The organism is Limnohabitans sp. (genome assembly GCF_031539175.1).
Taxonomy (GTDB): Bacteria; Pseudomonadota; Gammaproteobacteria; order Burkholderiales; family Burkholderiaceae_C; genus Limnohabitans.
The window spans coordinates 157,102-179,657 of record NZ_JAVKLQ010000032.1; the positions used below are offsets into that span (position 1 = coordinate 157,102).

General features: G+C 58.1%; 25 protein-coding genes. 15 read left to right on the forward strand and 10 right to left on the reverse strand.

Annotated elements, in window-relative coordinates; translation table 11 throughout:
• Window positions 1–115: 115 nt before the first annotated feature.
• From RMS95_RS06140 to sucC, 3 genes are all read right to left on the reverse strand, one after another.
• The gene (locus tag RMS95_RS06140) at window positions 116–808 is read right to left on the reverse strand and encodes a TerC family protein (protein ID WP_405023366.1); all 693 of its coding nucleotides are present in this window, start codon (window positions 806–808) and stop codon (window positions 116–118) included.
• A 131-nt stretch (window positions 809–939) separates the two neighbouring features.
• Window positions 940–1,836 carry a succinate--CoA ligase subunit alpha gene (gene sucD / locus RMS95_RS06145; RefSeq protein WP_310644517.1) on the reverse strand — a complete coding sequence of 299 codons (897 nt, stop codon included), beginning with the start codon at window positions 1,834–1,836 and terminating at the stop codon, window positions 940–942.
• Window positions 1,837–1,849: 13 nt separating this feature from the next.
• Complete coding sequence (gene sucC, locus RMS95_RS06150) at window positions 1,850–3,010, reverse strand: ADP-forming succinate--CoA ligase subunit beta (RefSeq protein ID WP_310644519.1); 1,161 nt, start codon at window positions 3,008–3,010, stop codon at window positions 1,850–1,852.
• A 138-nt stretch (window positions 3,011–3,148) separates the two neighbouring features.
• On the opposite strand from sucC, the gene argC reads away from it, so the two are divergent.
• Complete coding sequence (argC, locus tag RMS95_RS06155) at window positions 3,149–4,066, forward strand: N-acetyl-gamma-glutamyl-phosphate reductase (protein ID WP_310644520.1); 918 nt, start codon at window positions 3,149–3,151, stop codon at window positions 4,064–4,066.
• Between the two features lie 42 nt (window positions 4,067–4,108).
• Here argC and recX read toward each other — a convergent pair whose 3' ends face one another.
• Entirely contained in the window at window positions 4,109–4,609 is a 501-nt protein-coding gene (gene recX, locus RMS95_RS06160) for a recombination regulator RecX (protein WP_310644522.1), read from the reverse strand.
• Window positions 4,610–4,635: 26 nt separating this feature from the next.
• Window positions 4,636–5,757 (reverse strand): recombinase RecA, encoded by a 1,122-nt coding sequence (gene recA / locus RMS95_RS06165; protein WP_310644524.1) that lies wholly within the window; start codon window positions 5,755–5,757, stop codon window positions 4,636–4,638.
• Between the two features lie 140 nt (window positions 5,758–5,897).
• Between recA and RMS95_RS06170 the strand changes: the two genes are divergently transcribed.
• Genes RMS95_RS06170 through RMS95_RS06180 form a run of 3 tightly spaced genes read left to right on the forward strand, consistent with a single transcriptional unit; the run spans window position 5,898 to window position 8,580 of the window.
• Entirely contained in the window at window positions 5,898–6,407 is a 510-nt protein-coding gene (locus RMS95_RS06170; protein WP_310644526.1) for a MarR family transcriptional regulator, read from the forward strand.
• Between the two features lie 36 nt (window positions 6,408–6,443).
• Window positions 6,444–7,118: a response regulator transcription factor gene (locus RMS95_RS06175; RefSeq protein ID WP_310644529.1), complete on the forward strand. Its 675-nt coding sequence runs from the start codon at window positions 6,444–6,446 to the stop codon at window positions 7,116–7,118.
• A 22-nt stretch (window positions 7,119–7,140) separates the two neighbouring features.
• Complete coding sequence (locus RMS95_RS06180; protein ID WP_310644682.1) at window positions 7,141–8,580, forward strand: sensor histidine kinase N-terminal domain-containing protein; 1,440 nt, start codon at window positions 7,141–7,143, stop codon at window positions 8,578–8,580.
• Window positions 8,581–8,595: 15 nt separating this feature from the next.
• On the opposite strand, the gene RMS95_RS06185 is transcribed toward RMS95_RS06180, so the two are convergent.
• Both RMS95_RS06185 and RMS95_RS06190 read right to left on the reverse strand, forming a co-directional pair.
• On the reverse strand, window positions 8,596–9,252 hold the full coding sequence (locus RMS95_RS06185; protein ID WP_310644531.1) for a glutathione S-transferase family protein: 657 nt from the start codon (window positions 9,250–9,252) through the stop codon (window positions 8,596–8,598).
• Window positions 9,249–10,397: an ABC transporter ATP-binding protein gene (locus RMS95_RS06190; RefSeq protein ID WP_310644533.1), complete on the reverse strand. Its 1,149-nt coding sequence runs from the start codon at window positions 10,395–10,397 to the stop codon at window positions 9,249–9,251. Before RMS95_RS06190 ends, RMS95_RS06185 begins: the two co-directional genes overlap by 4 nt.
• A gap of 48 nt (window positions 10,398–10,445) precedes the next feature.
• Here RMS95_RS06190 and RMS95_RS06195 point away from each other — a divergent pair, with 48 nt between their 5' ends.
• The 11 genes from RMS95_RS06195 (at window position 10,446) to ahpF (ending at window position 20,939) form a co-directional block, all read left to right on the forward strand.
• Window positions 10,446–12,095: an iron ABC transporter permease gene (locus RMS95_RS06195; RefSeq protein ID WP_310644535.1), complete on the forward strand. Its 1,650-nt coding sequence runs from the start codon at window positions 10,446–10,448 to the stop codon at window positions 12,093–12,095.
• Between the two features lie 111 nt (window positions 12,096–12,206).
• Complete coding sequence (locus RMS95_RS06200) at window positions 12,207–13,277, forward strand: extracellular solute-binding protein (protein ID WP_310644536.1); 1,071 nt, start codon at window positions 12,207–12,209, stop codon at window positions 13,275–13,277.
• Window positions 13,278–13,465: 188 nt separating this feature from the next.
• Window positions 13,466–15,736, forward strand: coding sequence for a TonB-dependent siderophore receptor (locus RMS95_RS06205; protein ID WP_310644538.1), 2,271 nt, complete (start codon window positions 13,466–13,468; stop codon window positions 15,734–15,736).
• Window positions 15,737–15,754: 18 nt separating this feature from the next.
• Complete coding sequence (locus RMS95_RS06210; protein ID WP_310644539.1) at window positions 15,755–16,435, forward strand: Fe2+-dependent dioxygenase; 681 nt, start codon at window positions 15,755–15,757, stop codon at window positions 16,433–16,435.
• Window positions 16,435–17,112: a TonB family protein gene (locus tag RMS95_RS06215; protein WP_310644541.1), complete on the forward strand. Its 678-nt coding sequence runs from the start codon at window positions 16,435–16,437 to the stop codon at window positions 17,110–17,112. The genes RMS95_RS06210 and RMS95_RS06215 overlap by 1 nt, the downstream gene beginning before the upstream one ends.
• A gap of 15 nt (window positions 17,113–17,127) precedes the next feature.
• Window positions 17,128–17,838, forward strand: coding sequence for a MotA/TolQ/ExbB proton channel family protein (locus RMS95_RS06220; RefSeq protein ID WP_310644543.1), 711 nt, complete (start codon window positions 17,128–17,130; stop codon window positions 17,836–17,838).
• 2 nt (window positions 17,839–17,840) lie between these two features.
• Window positions 17,841–18,248: a biopolymer transporter ExbD gene (locus tag RMS95_RS06225; protein ID WP_310644545.1), complete on the forward strand. Its 408-nt coding sequence runs from the start codon at window positions 17,841–17,843 to the stop codon at window positions 18,246–18,248.
• Between the two features lie 18 nt (window positions 18,249–18,266).
• Window positions 18,267–18,470, forward strand: coding sequence for a hemin uptake protein HemP (hemP, locus tag RMS95_RS06230; RefSeq protein WP_310644547.1), 204 nt, complete (start codon window positions 18,267–18,269; stop codon window positions 18,468–18,470).
• Between the two features lie 141 nt (window positions 18,471–18,611).
• The gene (ahpC, locus tag RMS95_RS06235; protein ID WP_281788896.1) at window positions 18,612–19,175 is read left to right on the forward strand and encodes an alkyl hydroperoxide reductase subunit C; all 564 of its coding nucleotides are present in this window, start codon (window positions 18,612–18,614) and stop codon (window positions 19,173–19,175) included.
• 22 nt (window positions 19,176–19,197) lie between these two features.
• Window positions 19,198–19,359 carry a hypothetical protein gene (locus RMS95_RS06240; RefSeq protein WP_310644549.1) on the forward strand — a complete coding sequence of 54 codons (162 nt, stop codon included), beginning with the start codon at window positions 19,198–19,200 and terminating at the stop codon, window positions 19,357–19,359.
• 14 nt (window positions 19,360–19,373) lie between these two features.
• Entirely contained in the window at window positions 19,374–20,939 is a 1,566-nt protein-coding gene (gene ahpF / locus RMS95_RS06245) for an alkyl hydroperoxide reductase subunit F (RefSeq protein WP_310644551.1), read from the forward strand.
• On the opposite strand, the gene RMS95_RS06250 is transcribed toward ahpF, so the two are convergent.
• The 3 genes from RMS95_RS06250 to RMS95_RS06260 are packed head-to-tail and all read right to left on the reverse strand — an operon-like array spanning window position 20,936 to window position 22,537.
• Complete coding sequence (locus tag RMS95_RS06250; protein ID WP_310644552.1) at window positions 20,936–21,127, reverse strand: sporulation protein; 192 nt, start codon at window positions 21,125–21,127, stop codon at window positions 20,936–20,938. The two genes, ahpF and RMS95_RS06250, sit on opposite strands and share 4 nt — an antisense overlap.
• Window positions 21,124–21,987 carry a biotin--[acetyl-CoA-carboxylase] ligase gene (locus RMS95_RS06255; protein ID WP_310644553.1) on the reverse strand — a complete coding sequence of 288 codons (864 nt, stop codon included), beginning with the start codon at window positions 21,985–21,987 and terminating at the stop codon, window positions 21,124–21,126. Before RMS95_RS06255 ends, RMS95_RS06250 begins: the two co-directional genes overlap by 4 nt.
• Window positions 21,988–22,021: 34 nt before the next feature.
• A complete protein-coding gene (locus tag RMS95_RS06260) occupies window positions 22,022–22,537 on the reverse strand; it encodes an SET domain-containing protein-lysine N-methyltransferase (RefSeq protein ID WP_310644555.1) in 516 nt (171 codons plus the stop codon).
• Window positions 22,538–22,556: the final 19 nt, after the last annotated feature.

Sequence of the window (22,556 nt, forward strand, 5' to 3'; positions counted from 1 at the left end):
ATTTGTCCGCATCACACGGGTTTGAGTTCAAAAAAAAGCGAGCGGTGAAACTCACCGCTCGCTCTTGTTTCAAGGCATAGACCGACTGACGGCCTGCGCACCTGGGTGTGAACGTTTAAGCGTCCGCAGCGTCTGAATGAGACTTGCGTGACTCCATGTAACGACCCCAGCCAATGACAATGGCAGCGCCTGCAGCGGCGGCAGTCATGTGGAACCAAGGATTGGCCGCAGAGAAGTCGCGCAACAACACGTCGCTGGCCACCGTCTCACCGCCCACCCAGCCAATCAAAGCGGCACCGGCCGTGATGATGGCAGGGAAACGCTCCATCAACTTGATCATCATGGAACTGCCAAAGATCACCAAGGGGATGCTGATGGCCAAGCCCAAAATCAACAAAACTTGATCGCCTTTGGCGGCGGCGGCCACGCCGATCACGTTGTCCAAGCTCATCACCAAGTCGGCAATCAAGATGGTGCGAACGGCCGACATCATGTTGGCATGCTCTTTGGCTTCTTCGTCGCTTTCTTCTTCATCGGCCAGCAATTGCGCGCCGATCCACAGCAACAAGATGCCGCCAATGACTTGCAAACCTTGCAACTCAAGCAACCAAGCTGCCACGATGGTCAAACCAATACGCAGTGCCACAGCCGCGCCTGAACCGAACATGATCGCTTGCTTTTGCTGGTGCGGAGGCAATCCACGCGCCGCCAAAGCGATCACCACAGCGTTATCGCCCGACAAAAGGATGTTGATCCAGATAATTTTCAACAAACCGACCAAAAAGTCTGGGTTTTGAAAGCCTTGCAAAAATTCCATATGAGCTCCGTTATTGTTTTGTAGAGGTATGGCCCAAGCAACGTGGGCATTTCCAGCGAGCACAAAGTGTAACGGGCCCGACAAAGCGGGCCCGTTGGTATTACTGCTTACGCAGCAATGGCTTACTTCAGCTGAGCTTTGAGCAATTTGCCCAGTTCAGATGGGTTGCGTGTGACGATGAAGCCGCACTCTTCCATGATGGCCAGCTTGGCGTCTGCCGTGTCGGCACCGCCAGAAATCAAAGCACCTGCATGGCCCATGCGCTTGCCGGGAGGGGCAGTCACACCAGCGATGAAGCCAACGATAGGCTTCTTCATGTTGGCCTTGCACCACATGGCGGCTTCGGCTTCGTCTGGACCACCGATTTCACCAATCATGATGACGGCGTCGGTGTCTGGATCGTCGTTGAAAGCCTTCATCACGTCGATGTGCTTCAAACCGTTGATCGGGTCGCCACCGATACCGACGGCGCTGGATTGACCCAAGCCCACTTCAGTCAACATCGCCACAGCTTCGTAAGTCAATGTGCCAGAACGTGACACAACGCCGATACGGCCTTTGCGGTGGATGTGACCGGGCATGATGCCGATCTTGATTTCGTCAGGTGTGATCAAACCAGGGCAGTTGGGCCCAAGCAACAAGGTTTTCTTGCCGCCAGCAGCTTCCTTGGCTTTCATCTTGTTACGGACTTCAAGCATGTCGCGGACTGGGATGCCTTCGGTGATACAGATGGCCAAGTCGAGGTCGGCTTCCACAGCTTCCCAGATGGCAGCAGCAGCGCCAGCTGGAGGCACGTAGATCACGGACACGGTCGCGCCAGTTTCCTTGGCTGCGTCCTTGACGGTGGAGTAGATTGGCACGCCAAAGATGGACTCGCCAGCTTTCTTGGGGTTCACGCCAGCCACGAAACAGTTTTTGCCGTTCGCGTATTCGATGCACTTTTCAGTGTGGAATTGGCCAGTTTTACCGGTGATACCTTGGGTGATGACCTTGGTGTCTTTATTGATATAGATAGACATTTTTAATTCCTAATCACTTCACTGCGGCAACGATTTGCGTTGCAGCTTCGGCCATGGTGTCAGCAGAGATGATGGGCAGACCGGAGTCAGCCAACATTTTCTTGCCCAGCTCGTCGTTGGTGCCCTTCATGCGCACCACCAATGGCACAGACAGGTTCACAGCGCGGCAAGCGGTGATCACGCCCGTAGCGATGGTGTCGCACTTCATGATGCCGCCGAAGATGTTGACCAAAATGCCTTTGACATTCTTGTTGGCCAACATGATCTTGAAAGCTTCCGTGACCTTCTCGGCAGTTGCGCCGCCGCCCACGTCCAAGAAGTTGGCAGGCTCGCCGCCGAACAACTTGATGGTATCCATGGTGGCCATGGCCAAGCCAGCGCCGTTGACCAAGCAACCGATGTTGCCGTCCAAGCTGATGTAGGCCAAGTCGAACTTGGAAGCTTCCACTTCAGCAGGATCTTCTTCGTCCAAATCGCGGTAAGCCACGATTTCTGGGTGACGGAACAAAGCGTTGGCGTCGAAGTTGAACTTCGCGTCCAAAGCCATCACGTTGCCTTTGCTGTCGCGGTTCAGTGGGTTGATTTCCACCAAAGATGCGTCAGTTTCCATGTAGCACTGGTACAGCTTCTTGAAGATGTCCACGGCCTGAGCGGTGGAGTCAGTAGGCATGCCGATGGCATCTGCAATCTTCTTGGCTTGTGCATCGCCCAAACCAGTCAACGGGTCGATGAACTCGGTGATGATTTTTTCTGGCGTGCTGTGTGCCACTTCTTCAATGTCCATACCGCCTTCGCTCGAAGCGATGAACGCGAGCTTTTGGCTGGCGCGGTCGGTCACGATGGACACGTAATATTCTTTGTTAATGTCGGCGCCGTCTTCGATGTACAGGCGACGCACTTTTTGACCTTCGGGGCCAGTTTGGTGGGTCTTGAGCTGCATGCCCAAGATCTCTGTGGCCAAGCGCTTGACGTCTTCGATGGTTTTAGCCACCTTAACGCCGCCGCCTTTGCCGCGACCACCTGCGTGAATCTGGGCTTTGACAACCCAGACTGGGCCGCCCAATTTTTGAGCGGCTTCGACCGCTTCTTGAACCGTGAATGCTGGGATGCCGCGGGGTACTGGCACACCGAATTGACGCAAGATTTCCTTGCCTTGGTACTCGTGAATCTTCATGAGATCTCTCTTAAGAATCGATAGATTTGTGTTAGGTCTAAGCCACCAGAAATGTATCATGCTGCGCTGCGTCAACCTTTTGGCTGGCTTACGCCCCCCAAGAGACCTCTTAAATTTCTTTTCTGACTTGGACAAACCATGGCCAAAGTTTTCATTGACGGCGAAGCCGGCACCACCGGACTGCAAATTCGCGATCGCTTGGCGCACATGCCCAACGTCGACGTGGTCAGCATCGACCCCGCACTGCGCAAGGACCCGCTCGCCAAACGTGACTTGATGGCTCAAGTCGATTTGGTCATTTTGTGCCTGCACGACGATGCCGCTCGCGAATCGGTGGCCATGATCGACAGCCTGTCGGGCAAGCAACCCAAAATCATCGACGCCTCCACCGCGCACCGCGTGACGCCTGGTTGGGTATATGGATTTCCTGAATTAGCTGCGGGTCAACGTGACGCCGTGGTCAAAGCCCAACGCGTTGCCAACCCCGGCTGTTACGCCACTGGCGCGATTGCGCTGCTGCGTCCTTTGGTGCAAGCGGGCTTGATTCCGGCCGACTTCCCCATCTCACTGCCCTCGGTCAGCGGCTACTCGGGCGGTGGGCGCACCATGATTGAAGACTATGAGGCGGGCAAAGCTCCGTTATTCGAAGCGTATGCCTTGGGCTTGGAGCACAAACACATCCCAGAAATCATGGCCAACACGGGGTTGACCCGTCGTCCGCTGTTTGTGCCCGCCGTGGGCAACTTCCGCCAAGGCATGTTGGTGCAACTGCCTCTGCATTTGGATCTGTTGCCAGGCCAGCCCAAAGCTGCCGACTTGCACGACGCGTTGGCCGCGCATTACGGCAACGCCCCCGACAGTTGGGTCAGCGTGCAAGCTGCGACCGACAACGGCAAGCTTGACGCCACCGCGTTGAACGACACCAACAAGTTAGAGATTCGCGTGTTCGCGAATGAAGCCCATCGCCATGCCGTGCTCATCGCACGTTTGGACAACTTGGGCAAAGGCGCCAGCGGCGCTGCGGTGCAAAACTTGCAACTGATGCTGGGCGTTTAATGCGTCGCTTTGCATGGGCGGCAACGCTGCCTTTTTTGTGAACTACACGTCCTCCGCACCAGTCACCACGCGCTTGACCACCTCGGGCGCAAACCCTCGGCTCACCAAGAACCGTATTTGCTTGGCGCGTGCTGCCTGATCTTCAGGCGGCGCGCCAAATTTCTTGCGCCAAACCTCACGCGCGCGCTCAAGCTCGGTGCTGCGCATCGCTTGCACGGCTTCGGAGATGGCCTCTGCAGGCAGCCCCTTGGCTTGCAACTCTTGACGCACCCGGGATGCACCGAGCTTGAGCTGGCGTCGGTTGACCACCGACTCCACCACCCGTTGCTCGTTGATGAAGTTTTTGGCCGCTAAAAAATCCAGCGCTTGCGCCAACTCGCCCGGCGTTTCTTCAAACGCTTTCAGCTTGCGCTCGAGTTCTTGGCGCGAGTGCTCGCGCATCGACAGCAAGCGCAGCGCTCGGCCCTTGAGTGAGAGCTGAAACCCAGAGGCTTTTTTCGCCTTGGGTTTTTCGTCTTCGTTGGCGTCGACGTCGTGGCTCACGGAGCTGACCCTCTGAATGCGAAGCCTTAGGCCACCACGCCGTCGCTATCGGCACCTTTGGCTTCTTTGCTCGCCTTCGCTGCCTTGGGGGCTTTTTCTTCTTTCGCGGCGGAGGCATCCACACCACCGGCCAGCAAAGGAATGCCCAACAAGTCGCGCACTTTGTTTTCAATCTCGAACGACAACTCGGGGTTTTCGCGCAAGAACTCACGGGCGTTGTCGCGGCCTTGGCCGATCTTTTCGCCGTTGTAGGCGTACCAAGCACCTGATTTCTCAATCACCTTGGCGTTCACACCCATGTCGATGATTTCGCCGTGACGGCTGATGCCCTCACCAAACAAAATGTCGAATTCGGCCGTTTTGAACGGAGGCGCCACTTTGTTTTTGACCACTTTCACTTTGGTCTCGTTACCAATCGCCTCTTCACCTTTTTTGATGGTGCCGGTACGACGGATGTCCAAACGCACCGAGGCGTAGAACTTGAGCGCGTTACCGCCTGTGGTGGTTTCAGGCGAACCAAACATCACGCCAATCTTCATACGAATTTGGTTGATAAAGATCACCGTGCAATTGGTCTTCTTGATGGACGCCGTCAGCTTGCGCAGCGCTTGGCTCATCAAACGGGCTTGCAAACCGGGCAACGAGTCGCCCATGTCGCCTTCGAGTTCAGCCTTGGGAGTCAGGGCGGCCACTGAGTCGATCACCACCAAATCCACCGCGCCTGAACGCACCAAGCTGTCGACCACTTCCAAGGCCTGTTCGCCGGTGTCGGGCTGGCTGATGAGCAGGTCTTGCAAGTTGACGCCGAGTTTTTGAGCGTATTGCGAGTCCAAAGCGTGCTCGGCATCCACAAACGCGCAAGTCCCGCCTTGCTTTTGCATCTCGGCAATCACTTGCAAGGTGAGGGTGGTTTTACCCGACGACTCAGGGCCGTAGATTTCAATCACGCGGCCACGGGGCAAGCCGCCTACGCCCAAAGCGATGTCCAAACCCAGCGAGCCGGTAGACACGACTTGGATGTCGTCAATCACCTCGCCTTCGCCCAAGCGCATGATGGTGCCCTTGCCGAATTGTTTTTCGATCTGCGCCAAGGCGGCTTGCAGGGCTTTGGCTTTTTCGCTGTCAGGGGCTTGGATTTTGGCGTTCATGAAAATCTCCGTTGAGGTGGCACATAAAAGGGTTGATCCAGCCACTGTTTACTTCAACAGCTGGATGCTTGACCAGTACTTTAACGCAAAGTCAAAACAGAAAAAGACTTTTTAAAGTCAGTTTGCCTTACTATTTACTCATGGCCGTTACACCTGCTTTTTCACACCCTCAAGATTGGCGTCAAACGCACCTCGGTCGCCTGTTGGGCCACGCCATGCGGCGTTTTGACGCCCGCGTGTTGCACTTGATGGCCAACAACGACGACGTGCCGCTGGCCCTCTCCAACCTCGCAGCGCGCGCCCAAGTGAGCGCTGCCCACATTCACATCACACGCCACTTGAGCTTGCAGGGCTCGCGTTTGAGCGACTTGGCCGTCAGCGCAGGCATGACCAAACAGGCCATGGGCGACTTGGTGACGCAGTGTGAAGCGTGGGGTTTGGTGCAACGCACACCAGACCCACAAGACGCACGGGCGCGACGCATTGTGTTCACTGACACGGGGCTGGCTTGGTTGCGCGCCTTTGAACAAGCCGTGGCCCAAACCGAGGCTGAATTCAAACAAGAAGTGGGAGCCGATGTGGCCACCGTGGTCAGCTTAGGGTTAGAAGCCTATGCGGGGGCGTACTCGGACCTAGAATCTCAAGCCTGATTCCCCTAAAAACGCGAACAAAGCTGGAGACACATCATGCGCATTTTGATAGCTGAAGACGACTTGGTCTTGGCCGATGGCCTGCTGCGAACCCTGCGCGCCTCTGGCGCTGCGGCCGACCATGTGGCCAGTGGCACCGAGGCAGACGCGGCCCTGATGACCACCGATGAGTTTGACTTGCTCATCTTGGACTTAGGCCTTCCCAAAATGCACGGCTTAGAGGTTCTCAAGCGTTTGCGTTCGCGTGGCTCAGCCATTCCCGTCTTGATCTTGACCGCCGCGGACGGCGTAGAAGAACGCGTCAAAGGGCTGGACTACGGCGCCGACGACTACATGGCCAAACCCTTCTCGCTGCAAGAACTCGAAGCCCGCGTGCGCGCCCTCACGCGTCGCGGCATGGGCGGCACCACCTCGTCCATCAAACACGGCCCGCTGATTTACGACCAAACCGGTCGTGTCGCCACGATCGACGGCAAGATGGTCGAGCTGTCGGCCCGCGAATTGGGTTTGCTGGAAGTGCTGCTACAACGCGCAGGCCGTTTGGTCAGCAAAGACCAATTGGTCGAGCGCTTGTGCGAGTGGGGCGAAGAGGTGAGCAACAACGCCATTGAGGTGTACATCCACCGTCTGCGCAAAAAGATCGAGAAAGGCCCCATCCGCATTGCCACTGTGCGCGGTTTGGGCTATTGCCTCGAAAAAATCCCAGGCTAACCAGCACCCCTGATTCGCCATGGTGAAGCTTTTTCAGCGCGAACAGCGCTCACTGTTTGGCGAAATTCTGGATTGGATGCTCACCCCGCTGCTGCTGCTGTGGCCGGTGAGTTTGGCGCTCACATGGCTGGTGGCGCAAAACATTGCGGGACGCCCGTTTGACCGCGGCCTCGAATACAACGTGCAAGCCTTGGCGCAACTGGTCAAAAGCGACCAACAGCGCATGTACTTCAACCTGCCGCTGCCCGCCCGCGAAATTTTGCGCGCTGACGAAGCCGACTTGATTTACTACCAAGTGGTAGGCACCAAAGGTGAATTCATCAGCGGCGAGCGCGACTTTCCGTTGCCACCCGACGAACTCAAACCCTTCCCCGGCGAAGTGCTGTTGCGCGACGATGAAATGCGGGGCTCTGAAATTCGCGTGGCCTACACCTGGGTCAGCGTGGTCACGCCGGGGGGCAAACCCGTGCTGGTGCAAGTGGGTGAAACGCTGGAGAAACGCTCGGTGCTGGCCACTGAAATTATCAAAGGCGTGATGCTGCCGCAGTTCGTCATCTTGCCGCTCGCCGTGCTGCTGGTGTGGCTGGCCTTGGCGCGTGGCATTCAACCTCTGAACTTGCTGGAAGAGCGCATTCGCCTGCGCAAGCCCGACGACTTGAGCCCACTGGACGACCATTCAGTGCCGCTTGAAGTCGCCCCACTGGTGGCGTCTATCAACGATTTGCTCACGCGTCTGAAAGAGTCCATCGCCACCCAAAAGCGCTTTTTGGCCGATGCCGCCCACCAGCTCAAAACCCCGCTCGCAGGCTTGCGCATGCAGGCCGATTTGGCGCAACGCCAAGGCGCCAGCGCGGATGAGCTGAAGCAATCGCTGAAATTAATTGGCTTGGCCAGCGTGCGCGCCACGCACACGGTGAACCAACTGCTGTCGCTGGCTCGCGCCGAGAGTGGCAGCACCCACATTGCGCGCAGTCCCTGCAACTTGGTGACGCTGGTGAGTGATGTGATCCAGGACTCGCTGCCCCGCGCGATGGACAAACACATCGACCTCGGCTACGAAGGTGTGGACGCGGCCAGCTCAGGCGTGCGCGTCAACGGCAACCCCACGCTGCTCAAAGAATTGGTGCGCAACTTGGTCGACAACGCCATCAACTACACCCCGTCCACGGCCGAGCAACCCGGTGTCATCACCGTGCGCTTGCTCAGTGACCGCTTTGGCAAGGTTGCAGTGCTGCAGGTGGAGGATTCGGGCCCTGGCATTCCAGAATCCGAACGCGATTTGGTGTTTCAACCCTTCTACCGCGCCTTGGGCACAGAAGCCGATGGCTCAGGCTTGGGCTTGCCCATCGTGATGGAAATTGCGCACCAACACGACGCCACAGTTGTTCTGGAAGACGCCGCACCGGGCAAGCCCATGCCGGGTGCACGTTTCACGGTGCGTTTTTCTAACGCCCTGCTTTAATGCCGCGTTGGTGTATCAGGCCTTGAACAAATTCAGCTGCAAACGCTCGCGCTCGATCACACGCTGAACGGGCGGATGCGCCGCCACTTTTTGCACAAACGCCCACAAGGCAGGGTAGCCCTCAGGGTTGATGCCCGCAATGCTGCCCCAACGGGTCAAGGTGAGCACATAGGCATCGAGGGGGCCAAACTGAGCACCGGCCAACCACGCATCGCCACGCGCTTGGGCATCGGTCACCAAGGTTTGCAGTTCACCCATCAAGCCACGGTAGGTCTCCACCGCATGGGCCTTGATGTCCGCCTGCACATCCGCCGACGCGCTGTATTTGTGGGGCATGAACACATGGGTGAACGTGGGGTGCACGGTGTTGTTCATCCACGCAAACGCTTCGAGGGCTTTGGCCCGCGCCATGCCTGAGGCAGGCAAAAAGCCCATCTGTGGAAACTTGCCATCCAAGTAGCTGCAAATCGCCACGATCTGCGTCACCGCCTGCCCGTCGTCCACCAACACGGGCACTTGGCTGCGTGGGTTGATGGCCTTGTAGGCCGCATCGTATTGCTCGCCTTTGTGCAGCTTGACCATGATGGGCTCGTAAGCCACACCGCTGGCTTCCAACAAACAATGCGGCACAAACGAACAAGCGCCGGGGGCAAAGTACAAAGTCAAGCTCATGATTTCTCCATAAAACGAACAGATTGCGTGACGGGCTTTTCAGCACAAGGCATGCTGCATAAATCGTGGCCATTGATCGGGCAAGCACGGTTAAACGTGACCACATGATCAACTTCGGCGCGAATACCGATCCACTCGCCCACGGTGTGGTCGTGGTGACTGGGCACATGGGCCATCACCGTTTCACCCGTCTTCAGCCGCAAGGTGTACAAAAACTCTGACCCACGAAATGCTTTGCGAATGATTTCGGCTTTCACGGCGGCATGGTCGTCATGCACGATGTCATCGGCGCGCAACAACACATCACACTCGCCTGCCGCGAACGTACAAGGCAATGGGCACTCGGACACATCCGTCAGATCGCCCACGGGGGTGTGCACCACGACTTGGCCGTTTTCTTCTCGCAAAGTAGCTGGGGTAAACACACCATGGCCAATGAATTCCGCCACGAAGCGCGTCGCAGGGCGGTGGTAGAGGGTGTAGGCATCGTCCCATTGGTGCAAGCGGCCTTCCGACATGACACCAATCACATCGCCAATGGCAAAAGCTTCCATTTGGTCGTGCGTGACAAACAAAGCGGTGGTTTGTGCTTCTTTCAAAATGGCACGAACCTCCAACACCAAGCGCTCTCGCAACTCAACGTCCAAGTTAGAAAAAGGTTCGTCCAACAACAGCAGTTGGGGCTGCGGCGCCAAAGCCCGCGCCAGCGCCACGCGCTGCTGCTGACCGCCCGACAACTCATGCGCAAAGCGTGCGGCACTGCTGGCCAAACCCACCAAGTCCAAGACCTCGCGCACACGTGCATCACGCGCCACACGAGGTAAGTGGTGCAAGCCAAAACTCACGTTGTCATGCACCGACAAATGGGGAAACAACGCGTAGTCTTGAAACACCATGCCGATGCGACGCGACTCCGGCGCCACATGCAGCGCTGCACTGCTGACCACGTGTTGCGCGAGTCGAATCTCGCCCGCACTGACATGCTCCAAGCCCGCCACAGCGCGCAACAACGTGGTTTTGCCGCAACCCGAGGGGCCGATCAACACACCAATTTCGCCTGCACGCAAGCCAAAACTCACACGATCCACCGATGGACGCGTGCGATCTCGATAACTCACTTGCAACTGGGCAACGTCTAAAAACATAGGACTCATTGTAGGGAAGGGCCTTCCAACCCCTCCCTACAATCCTGCATGGCTTTTAATGCACAAGGTTTTTTTCGTCGGGCAGGAAGAGGCGCAGCGCTGGTGCTGGTGCTGATGCTGCTGTTAGCCCTGTTGCTGGCGTTGCCCGTGTTAACGGTGCTTGCGTCATGGGCGCAATGGAACCCCACCTCCGCACAAATCTTGACGGAGATGGCGCAAACCGTATTGCCCGATTACGCCCGCACCACGTTGTTGCTTTGCGTGTTGGTGAGCGTGGGCGTGATCAGCATGGGCACGGTGTCGGCCGCTGCAGTCACTTTGTTTGACTTTCCCATGCGACGCAGTTTGGAGTGGGCCTTGCTGCTGCCGTTGGCCATGCCCGCCTATGTGGTGGCCTACGCTTACACCGACTTTCTGCAATTCAGCGGGCCCTTACAAACCACCTTGCGTGGGCTGCTGGACGTTGAGGGACGCGTCTTTCCTGAAGTCCGCAATGTGTGGGGCGCGGCCTGTGTGTTCACCCTGGCGCTCTATCCCTATGTGTATTTGTTGGCCCGCACCGCCTTGTCCGAACGGGCCAATCATTTGATGGAAGCGGCGCGTTTGCTAGGTGCGCCGCTGTCGCGCCGCATCTTGCGGGTGGCGCTGCCTTTGGCCCGACCTGCCATCGCTGCAGGTACCGCACTGGCCTTGATGGAAACGCTCGCAGACTTTGGCGTGTCCAGCTACTTTGGCATCCAAACATTCACGGCGGGCATTTACAAGGCGTGGCTGGTGATGGACAACCGCATCGCCTCTGCCCAACTGGCCACTTTGCTGCTGATGGTGGTGGTCGTGCTCTTGGCGGCGGAACAACGGGCGCAATCGCGCTTGCGTTTTTCTAGCGCGCGTTCAGACCGACACAGCAGCGAATCACAGCCCCTGCAACTCAAAGGCTTGGCGGCCTGCATCGCTTGGCTGTTGTGCGTGTTGCCTGTGCTCAGCGGCTTTGTGCTGCCGATTGTTTTCATGCTGCGTGCTTTGTGGCTGGGCACTGACGAGGTGGCGCTGCCTTGGGCACGCTTTGCACAATGGTCGATCACCAGTTTGTCGCTGGGCTTGTTCACCGCGTTGCTCGCCGTGGGGGCTGCTTTGCTACTGGCAGCGCAGGCGCGTTTGCAACCCAATTGGCTCACGCGTCAAGTGCGCTGGGTGGTCAGCCTAGGCTATGCGGTGCCGGGTGCTGTCATTGTGGTGGGCTTGTTGCTGCCCACGGGTTGGGTGCAAGCCACTTGGCCCAATTCGGGCGTGGGCTTTTGGCTGACCGCCACGGTGCTGGGCTTGGTCTGGGCCTACTTGGTACGTTTTGTTGCTGTGGCCTTGCAATCGGTTCAAAGCGGTTACGCCCGCGTGCCAGCCAGCTTGGACGACAGCGCACGCATGCTTGGCGTGGCTGGTTTTTCGTTGGTCAGGCGTGTGCACTGGCCGCTGTTGCGCAAACCCGTCGCCGCTGCGACTTTGCTGGTGTTGGTCGACGTCATGAAAGAACTGCCCGCCACCTTGGTGCTGCGCCCGTTCAACACCGACACCTTGGCCGTCATGGCCTACCAACTCGCACGGGATGAGCGCTTGGGCGAAGCTGCTTTGCCCTCGCTGGCCTTGGTGCTGGTGGGTTTGCTGCCCGTGATTTTGCTCAGCCGAACCTTGCGTCGGTCATGACCCATGCGCGACCAAAGCGTGTCGCCAAAAGGGTCTTTGGTTTGAATGTATTGAGAACGATTCGCATTTGATGTAGACTTCTTCCAGGTTTTTAATTTGGAAGTTCATGCCATGCGACGCATTCTGACCACCCTCTCTTGTGCTCTGACCAGCACCATCGCCGCGCTAGTCACAACGTTGTACGCACCTGCTGCGTTGGCTGACGCACCGGTGCTCAACATTTACTCGGCCCGTCATTACCCGACCGACGAAGCGCTGTACAGCGACTTCACCAAGGCCACGGGCATCCAGCTCAACCGTGTGGATTCCGACGACGCTGGCATCGTTGCCCGTTTGAAAGCCGAGGGCAGCGCATCGCCTGCCGACATCATTTTGTTGGTGGATGCCGCACGTTTGTGGCGCGGTGAAGTCGATGGTCTGTTTCTGCCCATCTCATCCAAAGTTTTAGAAACCGCCGTGCCTGTCCAGCTGCGCGCCAAACCAGCAGACGGCGGCGGTACGGCTTGGTTTGGTCTGTCCACCCGCGCACGCGTGGTGGTGTACGACAAACTCAAAGTCAAACGTGAAGACGTAGACACCTACGAAGAACTGGCCGACCCCAAGAACAAAGGCAAGCTGTGCATACGCTCCGGCTCGCACCCCTACAACCTGAGCCTATTTGGCGCAATGACCGAACACCTTGGCCCAGCAGCCACAGAGGCCTGGCTCAAAGGCATGGTCGACAACATGGCCCGCGCACCCAAGGGCGGCGACACCGACCAAATCAAAGCCGTGGCCAGTGGCGAGTGCGGGATTGCCGTGACCAACACCTATTACCTGGCGCGTCTGATGCGCTCCACCAACCCCGCAGACAAAGCGGTGGCCGAGCGCGTGGGTGTGGTGTTCCCCAACCAACAAAGCTGGGGCACACATGTGAACGTGGCAGGTGGCGCAGTGGCGCGTTACTCGAAAAACCAAACTAACGCCGTGAAGTTTTTGGAATACCTCGTCAGCCCCGAAGCACAAAACCACTTTGCCAACGGCAACAACGAGTGGCCCGTCGTCAAAGGCTTGAAGCTGGACAACCCTGCCCTCAAAGCCATGACCGGCGGCAGCTTCAAAAGCGAGCTGGTCCCTATCAGCGCAGTCGGTATGAATCAAATCAAGGTGCAACAAATGTTGGACCGTGTGGGGTTCAAGTAACACCTGCATCACGCGCCGCACAGCAAGTGCGGTGCTCAGCACTTAGGCGCCAAATATAGAAATTTTTGCGCCTGTTTTCTCGGCCAGCCAACAAACCCCGTGTTTGTCGCCCTACGTGCAAGGGCGTGTAGCCAGCCTCTGATCACAACTGCCGACTTCGTTCGGCGACTACTTTCGGAGCTTCTTCCATGGCGACCACTCGTTCGCGGCTCAACCGACGCCGCCTGTCTTTCGCTGCGCCTCGCACCACGCAAGCCGCGCAGACCCGCAAACTCTTGCCCTTGGGTGCCATGTTGTTGGCGGCCAGTTTTGCAACGTCTGTGCATGCGCAAGATGAAAAAACGCTCAACACCGTCACCGTGCGCGAAAAAGCCGAAGTGGCCGAAGGCAAAGACAGCCTGCGTGCCACCGACACCCGCATTGGCAAAGGCCAACAAAAGCTGCGTGACATTCCGCAATCCATCACCGTCGTCACCGAGCGCATGATGGACGACCGCAACCTCGACACTGTCAAAGACGCGCTCAAGCAAACGGCGGGCATCACATTCCAAGCGGCCGAAGGTGGTGAAGAAGACATTCGCTTGCGCGGCTTTGCACTCTCCACCACGGGCGACATTTTTGTGGACGGCTTGCGCGACCCCGCGTTTTACGACCGCGACACCTTCAACCTCGACCGCGTCGAACTCTTGCGCGGCTCGGCCTCGATGTTGTTTGGCCGCGGCTCCACCGGTGGTGCGGTCAACATGGTCAACAAAGTGCCGCGCTTGATGGACGAAAACCAAATCGACATGACTGTGGGCAGCCACAACCACCGCCGCGTGGTGGGCGACTTCAACCAACAAACCGGTGAGAGCTCGGCCCTGCGCGTGAGCGCCATGAAAACCACCGCCGACAACAACGGCGCAGGCAGCAGCATCGACAAACAAGGCTTGGCTGGCAGCTACCGCTGGGGCATTGGCGAACGTGATGAATTCACCGCGAGCCTCTACCGCTTAGAAAACAACAACGGCATCAATTACGGCATGCCGTGGATCAAACCCACCAGCGCCAGCCCAGTCAGCGCCACCACTTTGTTGCCCGTGAGCTCCACCAGCAACTACGGCATGGCCAGCGACTACAACAACGGCACAGCCACCTACGCCACGCTGGCACACACGCACCGCTTTGACGGCGAGACCGAACTCACCACCCGTGTGCGCCGCGGCGCTTACACGCGCGACCAACGCGCCAGCACGATTCGCTTAACCGCTGGCGAAGACTTGTCTAACTTTGGGGCCAACACCACACTCACGCGCGGCACGCAAAACAAAATTCAAGATCTTGATTCGGTTTACCTGCAAAGTGATCTGAGCGCCAAATTCGACGCACTCGGGATGCGGCACGAATTGCTAAGCGGCATCGATGTGGCGCGTGAGCAAAAAACTGTTTATGCCGCACGCACCGCCGCCCAAGGCTTGGGCGGCGTTGACCTGGTCAAACCCAACACCACCATTGGCACCCCTGACGACGGCGCTTGGGTCAATGAAGGTTCACGCGTTTTGCGGGTGAACAACCAATACACCTCTACCGCTTGGGGCGCGTACGCACAAGACTTAGTGCAAATTGCTCCGCACTGGAAGCTATTGGGTGGCTTGCGTTACGACAGCTTGAGCGGCAACTACGACACGTTTGCAGCACCGGCCGCCAACGCCAGCAACGGCACGTTGACCAATTACAAAATGAACGTGGGCGAATGGAGCAAACGCGTGGGCGCTTTGTTCCAACCCAGCGAACGTGAGTCGTATCACTTATCTGCCGCCACCTCGTTCAACACCTCGGGCGATGCCTATTCTTTGGGGGCAAGCAACGCCGATGTGCCGCCCGAACAAAGCATCAACTTAGAGCTGGGTGCCAAGATCGATTCAGCCGACAAAAACTTCACCACGCGCTACGCCTTGTTTCGCTCCACCAAACTGCACGAGCGCAACACCGACCCCTTGGTCGACGTGGCCGTGTTGTCAGGCAAGCGCCACGCCACGGGTTTGGAGATGGATTTCACAGGTCGCATCACACCGCGCTGGGAGGCTTATGGCTCGTTCATGTGGATTCCAGATGCACGCATTGACGAAGCCTACAAATCGCCCACGGGCAGTGACAACGAACGCACCGGTGCGCGCCCCTCGCTCACGCCACGCGTCAGCGCCACGCTGTGGAACACCTACCAAATCAATGGCCAGTGGCGCGTGGGCGCAGGCCTGAACCACCGCGGTGCGCAAACGCCTAACCGCAACCCCGGCTGGGAAGCCCCCGCCTTCACCACCACCGATGTGATGGCCGAGTACCGCGTGGACGAGCAGCTCACCTTCAAAGGCAACGTGAGCAACCTGACCAACAAGCTTTATGCAGACCAGCTTTACAGCGGCCACTACGTGCCGGGTGCGGGGCGCTTGGTGCAGGTGACGGGCTCTTACAAGTTTTAAGTTTCAAAGGACACAAACATGCTGCTGACCTTGCCCGATGTGCTGTCACCCGAACAGCTATGCCAAGCCCGCGCTTGGCTCAAAGACGCGCCGTGGGAGCCTGGCCTTGGCACGGCTGGCCGTCAAGCGGCAATGGTCAAACATAACGAGCAACTGCCGCAAACTTGCGACGCAGCGGTAAACATTCGCGAAATGGTGCTCAAGGCACTCAACGCCAACCCCACCTTCTTCTCGGCCACGCTGCCGAAGAAAATTTACACACCGCGCATCAACCGCTACGCGGGCGACAGCAATTACTTTGGCAAACACATTGACGGCTCCATCCGTATGCTGAGCCACGACAAACGCATGCGCACCGACATTTCGTGCACTGTGTTTTTGAGCGACCCCGACAGCTACGACGGCGGCGAGCTGACCATTGCCGACACCTATGGCGAGCAACGCATCAAGCTGCCCGCAGGCAGCATCGTCATTTACCCCGGCACGAGCTTGCACGAAGTCAAACCGGTCACACGCGGTGAACGCTTGGCTTGCTTTTTTTGGATTGAAAGCTTGGTGCGCAGCGACGAGCAACGCCGCTTGTTGTATGAGCTGGACATGAGCCTGCTGAGCTTGCGCACCCAATACGGCGAGATTCCTGAAGCAGTCACGCAAACCGGCGTCTATCACAACCTCTTGCGCATGTGGGCGGACACGTGATGCTGCAATTCACCTATGCGCACGCGCAGCGCACAGCCCCTGCCGTGGTGCTGTGTGTGATGGCCTTGCATGTGTTGGCCATCGGCGCATTGCTGTTGCCACCCGCAGCACCGCGGCTCGACAGCCCCAACAGCGTGGCAATAGAAATGGTGCTGACCCCCACCAGCCACACGTCCCCGACGGCGCCAGCGGTCATGCCGACACCAAAAGTCACAGCGAAGCCTGAATCCGCCTCGACAAAGGCGGCGGCAACGACGACCAGCGCAGCAACTGCAACCCATGCCTCCCCGACACCAGCCACGGCTCCGCCCAGCACGGATGGGACACAGACCCCGGTGGCGAGCTCTGCGGCAGCGTCAGCCCGTCCACCCTCCAGCCATTCCGGCACACCTGCCTTCAGCCTGCCCAGCAGTGAAGCACAGGGTTTGAACAATCCTCAACCGGTTTATCCGCGTCTTAGCCGACGCTTGAACGAGCAAGGGCAAGTGCTCATTCGTGTGCTGGTGGCCGCCGACGGTTCGCCGCAGCAAGGCGAGATCAAAACCAGCAGCGGTTTCGACCGCTTAGACCAAGAAGCCCTGCGCACCGTGCTGCGCTGGCGTTTTGTGCCAGGCCAACGTTTGGGCGTGCCAGAAGCCATGTGGTTCAACGTCCCCGTCAATTTTGTTTTGGAATAACTTTTGGAAACTGTCATGGAAAACCAACCCGGCATCTTGAATTTTTGGCAACAAGGTGACGTCATCACCCACATCGTGGCATTGCTCTTGATCGGCATGTCTGTGTTGTCGTGGGTCGTCATCGTCATGAAGGTGCTCGATATCGTGCGCTTGAAACGCATGGCACAACACATCGAATCGTTTTGGCACAGCAGCAACCTGGACGAAGGCTTAACCGCCTTAGATGGCACCGCCGCGCATGTTGCCAACACCAACCCGTTTTACAGCTTGGCCAAACAAGGCCACGAAGCCTCCGCTCACCACCGCGCCACACAAGAACAGCTGCACGACAGCTTGGACGTGAGTGATTGGGTCACCCGCAGTTTGCGCAATGCGATTGACGACTCGACCGCCCGCTTGCAAGCTGGCTTGGCGGTGTTGGCGTCCATTGGTTCTACTGCGCCATTTGTCGGTTTGTTCGGCACGGTGTGGGGCATTTATCACGCACTCATTGGCATTGGCGCTTCGGGCCAAGTCGGCATGGACCGCGTGGCGGGCCCGATTGGCGAAGCGCTGATCATGACGGCCTTGGGGCTGGTGGTGGCGGTGCCTGCGGTGCTGGGTTACAACGCCTTGGTGCGCGGCAACAAATTCATCTTGGGCCAGCTCAATCGCTTTGCACACGACCTGCATGCCTTTTTGGTCACAGGTGCACGCGTGGGCCAACGCGACAAAGCTGGGGTTTGACCATGTCCTTCTTACCCGCCCACGACGATGACGAGGTGATGACCGAAATCAACATGACGCCGTTGATCGACGTGATGTTGGTGCTGTTGATTGTGTTCATCTTGGCCGTACCTGCCATCCACAGCGCGATTCCCTTGACACTGCCACGCACCAGCAGCGCAGCACCGCAACAGCACGCCGAGCCCGTGCGCTTGGACATCGACGCGCAAGGCCACGCCTATTGGAATGGCCAAGCTGTCAAAGACGACACGCTCAAAGTTCAAGCCCAACAAGTCGCCGCACACGAGCCTCAGCCCGTGGTTCAGCTCAGCGGTGACCGCGCCGTGCCCTATGAACGCGTGCTGCAAACGCTCAGCACGTTGCAAAGCGCAGGCTTGGCCAAGGTGAATTTCATCGCGCAAAAGCCTTGATGCGTCTTCCGTAAAGCCATGAGCACTCACCCCCCAGCATCGGCCTCAAAGGCCACGTCAGCAACGCAACATGCGCCTGCGCCCGTCACGTCCACCATAGCACCACTGCGCGTGGACAGTGCCGCGCTGATGGGTGGTCAGCGGATGCTAGAAATCGTACATTTAGGCGAGGTGTACCGCCTGCAAACCACGCGTTTTGGCAAGTTGATTTTGACCAAGTGATGACACAAAGACCGCTTGGCGCAAGGTTGTCTCAATCGGTCTCATTGAGACAAACAATCACCAAGCCATGGTTTCTTGGCTAACATTCACCTCAATGAGTTCGACTCATTCGATAGTTTTTAACAACCCAAAGGAATCCACATGTCTTTGATCAACACACAAGTTCAGCCTTTCAAAAACCAAGCTTTCCACAACGGCAAGTTCATCGAAGTGACCGAAGCCACGCTCAAGGGCAAGTGGAACGTGTTCATCTTCATGCCAGCCGCTTTCACCTTCAACTGCCCCACCGAAATCGAAGACGCAGCTGACAACTACGCTGCGTTCCAAAAAGCCGGCGCTGAGGTGTACATCATCACCACCGACACCCACTTCTCGCACAAAGTGTGGCACGAGACTTCGCCTGCTGTGGGCAAAGCCAAGTTCCCATTGGTCGGCGACCCTACACACAAGTTGACTCGCGCTTTTGGCGTGCACATTGAAGAAGATGGCCTGGCTTTGCGCGGCACGTTCGTGATCAACCCAGAAGGCATGATCAAAACCATGGAAGTCCATTCCAACGAAATCGCCCGTGACGTGTCTGAAACACTGCGCAAGTTGACGGCTGCTCAGTACACCGCCGCCAACCCAGGCCAAGTGTGCCCAGCAAAGTGGAAAGAAGGCGCGAAGACTTTGGCTCCTTCCATCGACTTGGTCGGCAAGATCTAATTTTTTCCTTCCAGATCGCACCTTGCGCAAGCAAGGCGGCATCTGGAACACCCTGCAACCGCAGGGCGTTGAGCGCAGCGCACACCCGTCACAAGCTGGCGTGCGCTGTACCCAGCGAATCCCACCCCACATCATCACCAAGGTCCGCGTGTTTCAAGCGTGGCCTAGGGTTTTTGCACCCTGAAATAGGAGAACACCATGCTCGACGACGCGCTCAAAGCCCAACTTCAACAGTACCTCGCCCTGCTGCGCCAGCCCATTCGCTTGATCGCCTCGTTGGACGACAGCGAAACAGGCCAAGACATGGGCGAATTGCTCAACACCATCGTGGGCCTGTCTGACAAAGTCACGCTCGACACATCGGGCACCGATGCACGCACACCATCATTCGTGGTCGTGCGCGAGAACGAAACACAAGGCGTGCGCTTTGCAGGCTTGCCTCTGGGCCACGAGTTCACCTCGCTGGTATTGGCTCTGTTGTGGACCGGCGGCCACCCCCCCAAGGTGGAACAAGATGTGATTGACAGCATCAAGACGCTGGACGGTGACTTCAACTTTGAGGTCTACATGTCCCTGAGCTGCCACAACTGCCCCGACGTGGTGCAAGCACTCTCGCTCATGGCCATCGTCAACCCCAAGGTCAAGACGGTGGTGATTGAAGGCGGTGCGTTCCAGAAGGAAGTGGAAGAGCGCCAAATCATGGCCGTGCCCATGGTGTTCTTGAACGGCCAAGTGTTTGGCTCAGGCCGCATGAGCGTGGAAGAAATCGTGGCCAAGCTCGATACCAATGCCGCGGCTCGCGATGCCGCCAAACTCAACGAGAAAGCCCCCTACGACATGCTCATCGTTGGCGGTGGCCCTGCCGGCGCGGCGGCTGCGGTGTACGCCGCACGCAAAGGCATTCGCGTGGGCGTGGCGGCAGAGCGCTTTGGCGGTCAAGTCAACGACACGATGGCGATTGAAAACTACATCTCGGTGTTAGAGACCGATGGCCCCAAGCTCGCGGCCGCCTTGGAAGCCCAAGTGCGCCACTACAACGTGGACATCATGAACTTGCAGCGCGCCGACAAAATCGTGCCTGCCACCGCGGTGGGCGGCTTGATCGAAGTGCAAATGGCCAACGGCGGCGTACTCAAAGCGCGCAGCGTCATCTTGTCCACCGGCGCACGCTGGCGCAATGTGAACGTGCCCGGCGAAGCCGAGTACAAAAACAAAGGCGTGGCCTATTGCCCACACTGCGACGGCCCGTTGTTCAAAGGCAAGCGCGTGGCGGTGATTGGTGGCGGCAACTCAGGCGTCGAGGCAGCGATTGATTTGGCAGGCATCGTCGAGCACGTCAGCTTGGTGGAATTTGCCGATGCCTTGAAGGCCGATGCCGTGCTGGTCAACAAGCTCAAGAGCTTGCCCAACGTGAGCATTCATGTGAACGCGCAAACCACCGAAATCACCGGCGACGGCCAAAAAGTCAACGGCCTGAGCTACAAAGACCGTGCCACCGAAGCCGTGCATCACGTCGAACTCGAGGGCGTGTTTGTTCAAATCGGTTTGGTGCCCAACACCGAGTTTTTGAAGGGCACTTTAGAGCTGAGCAAGTTCGGCGAGATCGTGGTGGACGCGAAGTGCCACACCAACTTGCCCGGCGTGTTTGCCGCAGGCGACGTGACCACCGTGCCGTACAAGCAGATCGTGATCGCAGCAGGCGAAGGCGCGAAAGCGGCTTTGTCAGCCTTTGACTATTTGATTCGCCAGCCCGTGGTGGCTTAAGGCGCAGAAGCCTTGGGCTTGAGGGTGAGCAACTCCACATCCACTTGGTCTTGCTCACGCTGCGGCTCTTGAACCACCTTCGGTCCTAGCCCCAGCACGCGCAGGTCTTCGTGGCTCCAAAGCCAAAAGAAGACGTTGGCGGCGAGAAGCACCCACGTGGCGTTGCGCCAAAAAGTATTGTTTTTCATACCGTCGTTCGAGGTCGCACACTCACCTCAGCGCTGGTGATCGCCTCTTGGCCTTGCTCGGTGTCCACCAGCAAAGCACCGCTTGCATCGACCCCACGCGCAATGCCAAAACGGCCATCGCTCAAGCTGACGGACATGTCTTGCAAGGCATCGCGGGCGTTGAACGCATTTTGCAAGGGGGCGAAACCGCCTAGCTCAAACGCCAACAAAGTGGCCAACAAGGGCGTTGCCACCTTGGCCAAGGCCTCAGGTGCGCTCATGCCCGTTTGCAGGTCTTGCAGGCCCAATGGCGCGGTCGACAAGCCCTCGGCTTGCGGCGGCGCGATGTTGATGCCTACCCCCACCACGCAATAACGGGTTTGGGCGGGTGGCGAGCCCCATGCAGCGCTGGACGCAGACGGCGCAGTGGCATGACCTGTGGCAACTGCCGTTTCAATCAAGATACCGGCCAACTTGCCCCAGCCCTGCGGCGTACCCGGACGGGCCACCCACAAATCGTTGGGCCACTTCAAGCGCACGCCTAAGTCACCTTGCGGGTCTAGGCTGCGTGCCAAAGACAGGCCCACTGCCAACGACAAGCCAGACCAATCCTGCGGCGTCAGGAGCAAACCGAGTGAAAAAGTCAGGGCGCTGCCTGCTTCACCATGCCAAGCACGGCCTAAACGACCACGACCTGCTGTTTGCGCCTCGGCCACCAGCAGAACAGGGTCGGTTTGCCCTGCCCGAGCGCGGCGCATGAGCTCGGTGTTGGTGGAGTCGATGTTGGGCAACACCTCCACCGTCAAGCCCGGCAACAAGGCCACCATCGCCAGCCACAGGTCTTCAGCGGGCCAAATCAGGGGCGTGGTGAGCTTAGACATGCACGGGCAGGGTAGGAGCAGCCACGACGCGCGATCAGCGCTTTTTCGCTTTGCGGGCTTTGGGGGCGGCGGACAGCTCTGCCGACGATGCCAGCAAAGTGCCACGGCAGGTCTTAGCGCCACACCAACAGGGGTACTCCGCTTTGAGCTTGTCGGTCATCGGCTCGTCAATCACCAAACCGTAGTCGTAATTGAGTTCTTCGCCCGCCAAGATGTTGCGGCGGGCTTTGATGAAGATACGGCCATTGATCTCATCGGGCTCGCAATTGGGCTTGCACGAGTGGTTGATCCAACGCGAAGAGTTGCCGCCGTACTTGGCGTCGATCACATGACCTTCGTCGATGTGAAAGTAAAACGTGTGGTTGGGATCTTGCGGATCGTGCGGGTGGCGGCGCAAGGCCTCTTTCCACGTGATGATCTCGCCCACATATTCAATGATGGTTTCGCCTTGCGCAAAGTCAGAGACCGCAAACACGCCCTTGCCGTGCACGCCAGAGCGGCGAGTTTGAATACGTCGACCGGAAATGGGGGCAGGGGCTTTTGTGGACACGGATTTTTTTCTGTTAACT

What these genes read in the sequence shown, in the direction of transcription:
- sucD (WP_310644517.1), bottom strand. Translation starts at nt 1,836, where the DNA reads ATGTCTATCTATATCAATAAAGACACCAAGGTCATCACCCAAGGTATC.
- sucC (WP_310644519.1), bottom strand. Translation starts at nt 3,010, where the DNA reads ATGAAGATTCACGAGTACCAAGGCAAGGAAATCTTGCGTCAATTCGGT.
- argC (WP_310644520.1), top strand. Translation starts at nt 3,149, where the DNA reads ATGGCCAAAGTTTTCATTGACGGCGAAGCCGGCACCACCGGACTGCAA.
- recA (WP_310644524.1), bottom strand. Translation starts at nt 5,757, where the DNA reads ATGAACGCCAAAATCCAAGCCCCTGACAGCGAAAAAGCCAAAGCCCTG.
- RMS95_RS06170 (WP_310644526.1), top strand. Translation starts at nt 5,898, where the DNA reads ATGGCCGTTACACCTGCTTTTTCACACCCTCAAGATTGGCGTCAAACG.
- RMS95_RS06175 (WP_310644529.1), top strand. Translation starts at nt 6,444, where the DNA reads ATGCGCATTTTGATAGCTGAAGACGACTTGGTCTTGGCCGATGGCCTG.
- RMS95_RS06185 (WP_310644531.1), bottom strand. Translation starts at nt 9,252, where the DNA reads ATGAGCTTGACTTTGTACTTTGCCCCCGGCGCTTGTTCGTTTGTGCCG.
- RMS95_RS06190 (WP_310644533.1), bottom strand. Translation starts at nt 10,397, where the DNA reads ATGTTTTTAGACGTTGCCCAGTTGCAAGTGAGTTATCGAGATCGCACG.
- RMS95_RS06195 (WP_310644535.1), top strand. Translation starts at nt 10,446, where the DNA reads ATGGCTTTTAATGCACAAGGTTTTTTTCGTCGGGCAGGAAGAGGCGCA.
- RMS95_RS06200 (WP_310644536.1), top strand. Translation starts at nt 12,207, where the DNA reads ATGCGACGCATTCTGACCACCCTCTCTTGTGCTCTGACCAGCACCATC.
- RMS95_RS06205 (WP_310644538.1), top strand. Translation starts at nt 13,466, where the DNA reads ATGGCGACCACTCGTTCGCGGCTCAACCGACGCCGCCTGTCTTTCGCT.
- RMS95_RS06210 (WP_310644539.1), top strand. Translation starts at nt 15,755, where the DNA reads ATGCTGCTGACCTTGCCCGATGTGCTGTCACCCGAACAGCTATGCCAA.
- RMS95_RS06215 (WP_310644541.1), top strand. Translation starts at nt 16,435, where the DNA reads ATGCTGCAATTCACCTATGCGCACGCGCAGCGCACAGCCCCTGCCGTG.
- RMS95_RS06220 (WP_310644543.1), top strand. Translation starts at nt 17,128, where the DNA reads ATGGAAAACCAACCCGGCATCTTGAATTTTTGGCAACAAGGTGACGTC.
- RMS95_RS06225 (WP_310644545.1), top strand. Translation starts at nt 17,841, where the DNA reads ATGTCCTTCTTACCCGCCCACGACGATGACGAGGTGATGACCGAAATC.
- hemP (WP_310644547.1), top strand. Translation starts at nt 18,267, where the DNA reads ATGAGCACTCACCCCCCAGCATCGGCCTCAAAGGCCACGTCAGCAACG.
- ahpC (WP_281788896.1), top strand. Translation starts at nt 18,612, where the DNA reads ATGTCTTTGATCAACACACAAGTTCAGCCTTTCAAAAACCAAGCTTTC.
- ahpF (WP_310644551.1), top strand. Translation starts at nt 19,374, where the DNA reads ATGCTCGACGACGCGCTCAAAGCCCAACTTCAACAGTACCTCGCCCTG.
- RMS95_RS06250 (WP_310644552.1), bottom strand. Translation starts at nt 21,127, where the DNA reads ATGAAAAACAATACTTTTTGGCGCAACGCCACGTGGGTGCTTCTCGCC.
- RMS95_RS06255 (WP_310644553.1), bottom strand. Translation starts at nt 21,987, where the DNA reads ATGTCTAAGCTCACCACGCCCCTGATTTGGCCCGCTGAAGACCTGTGG.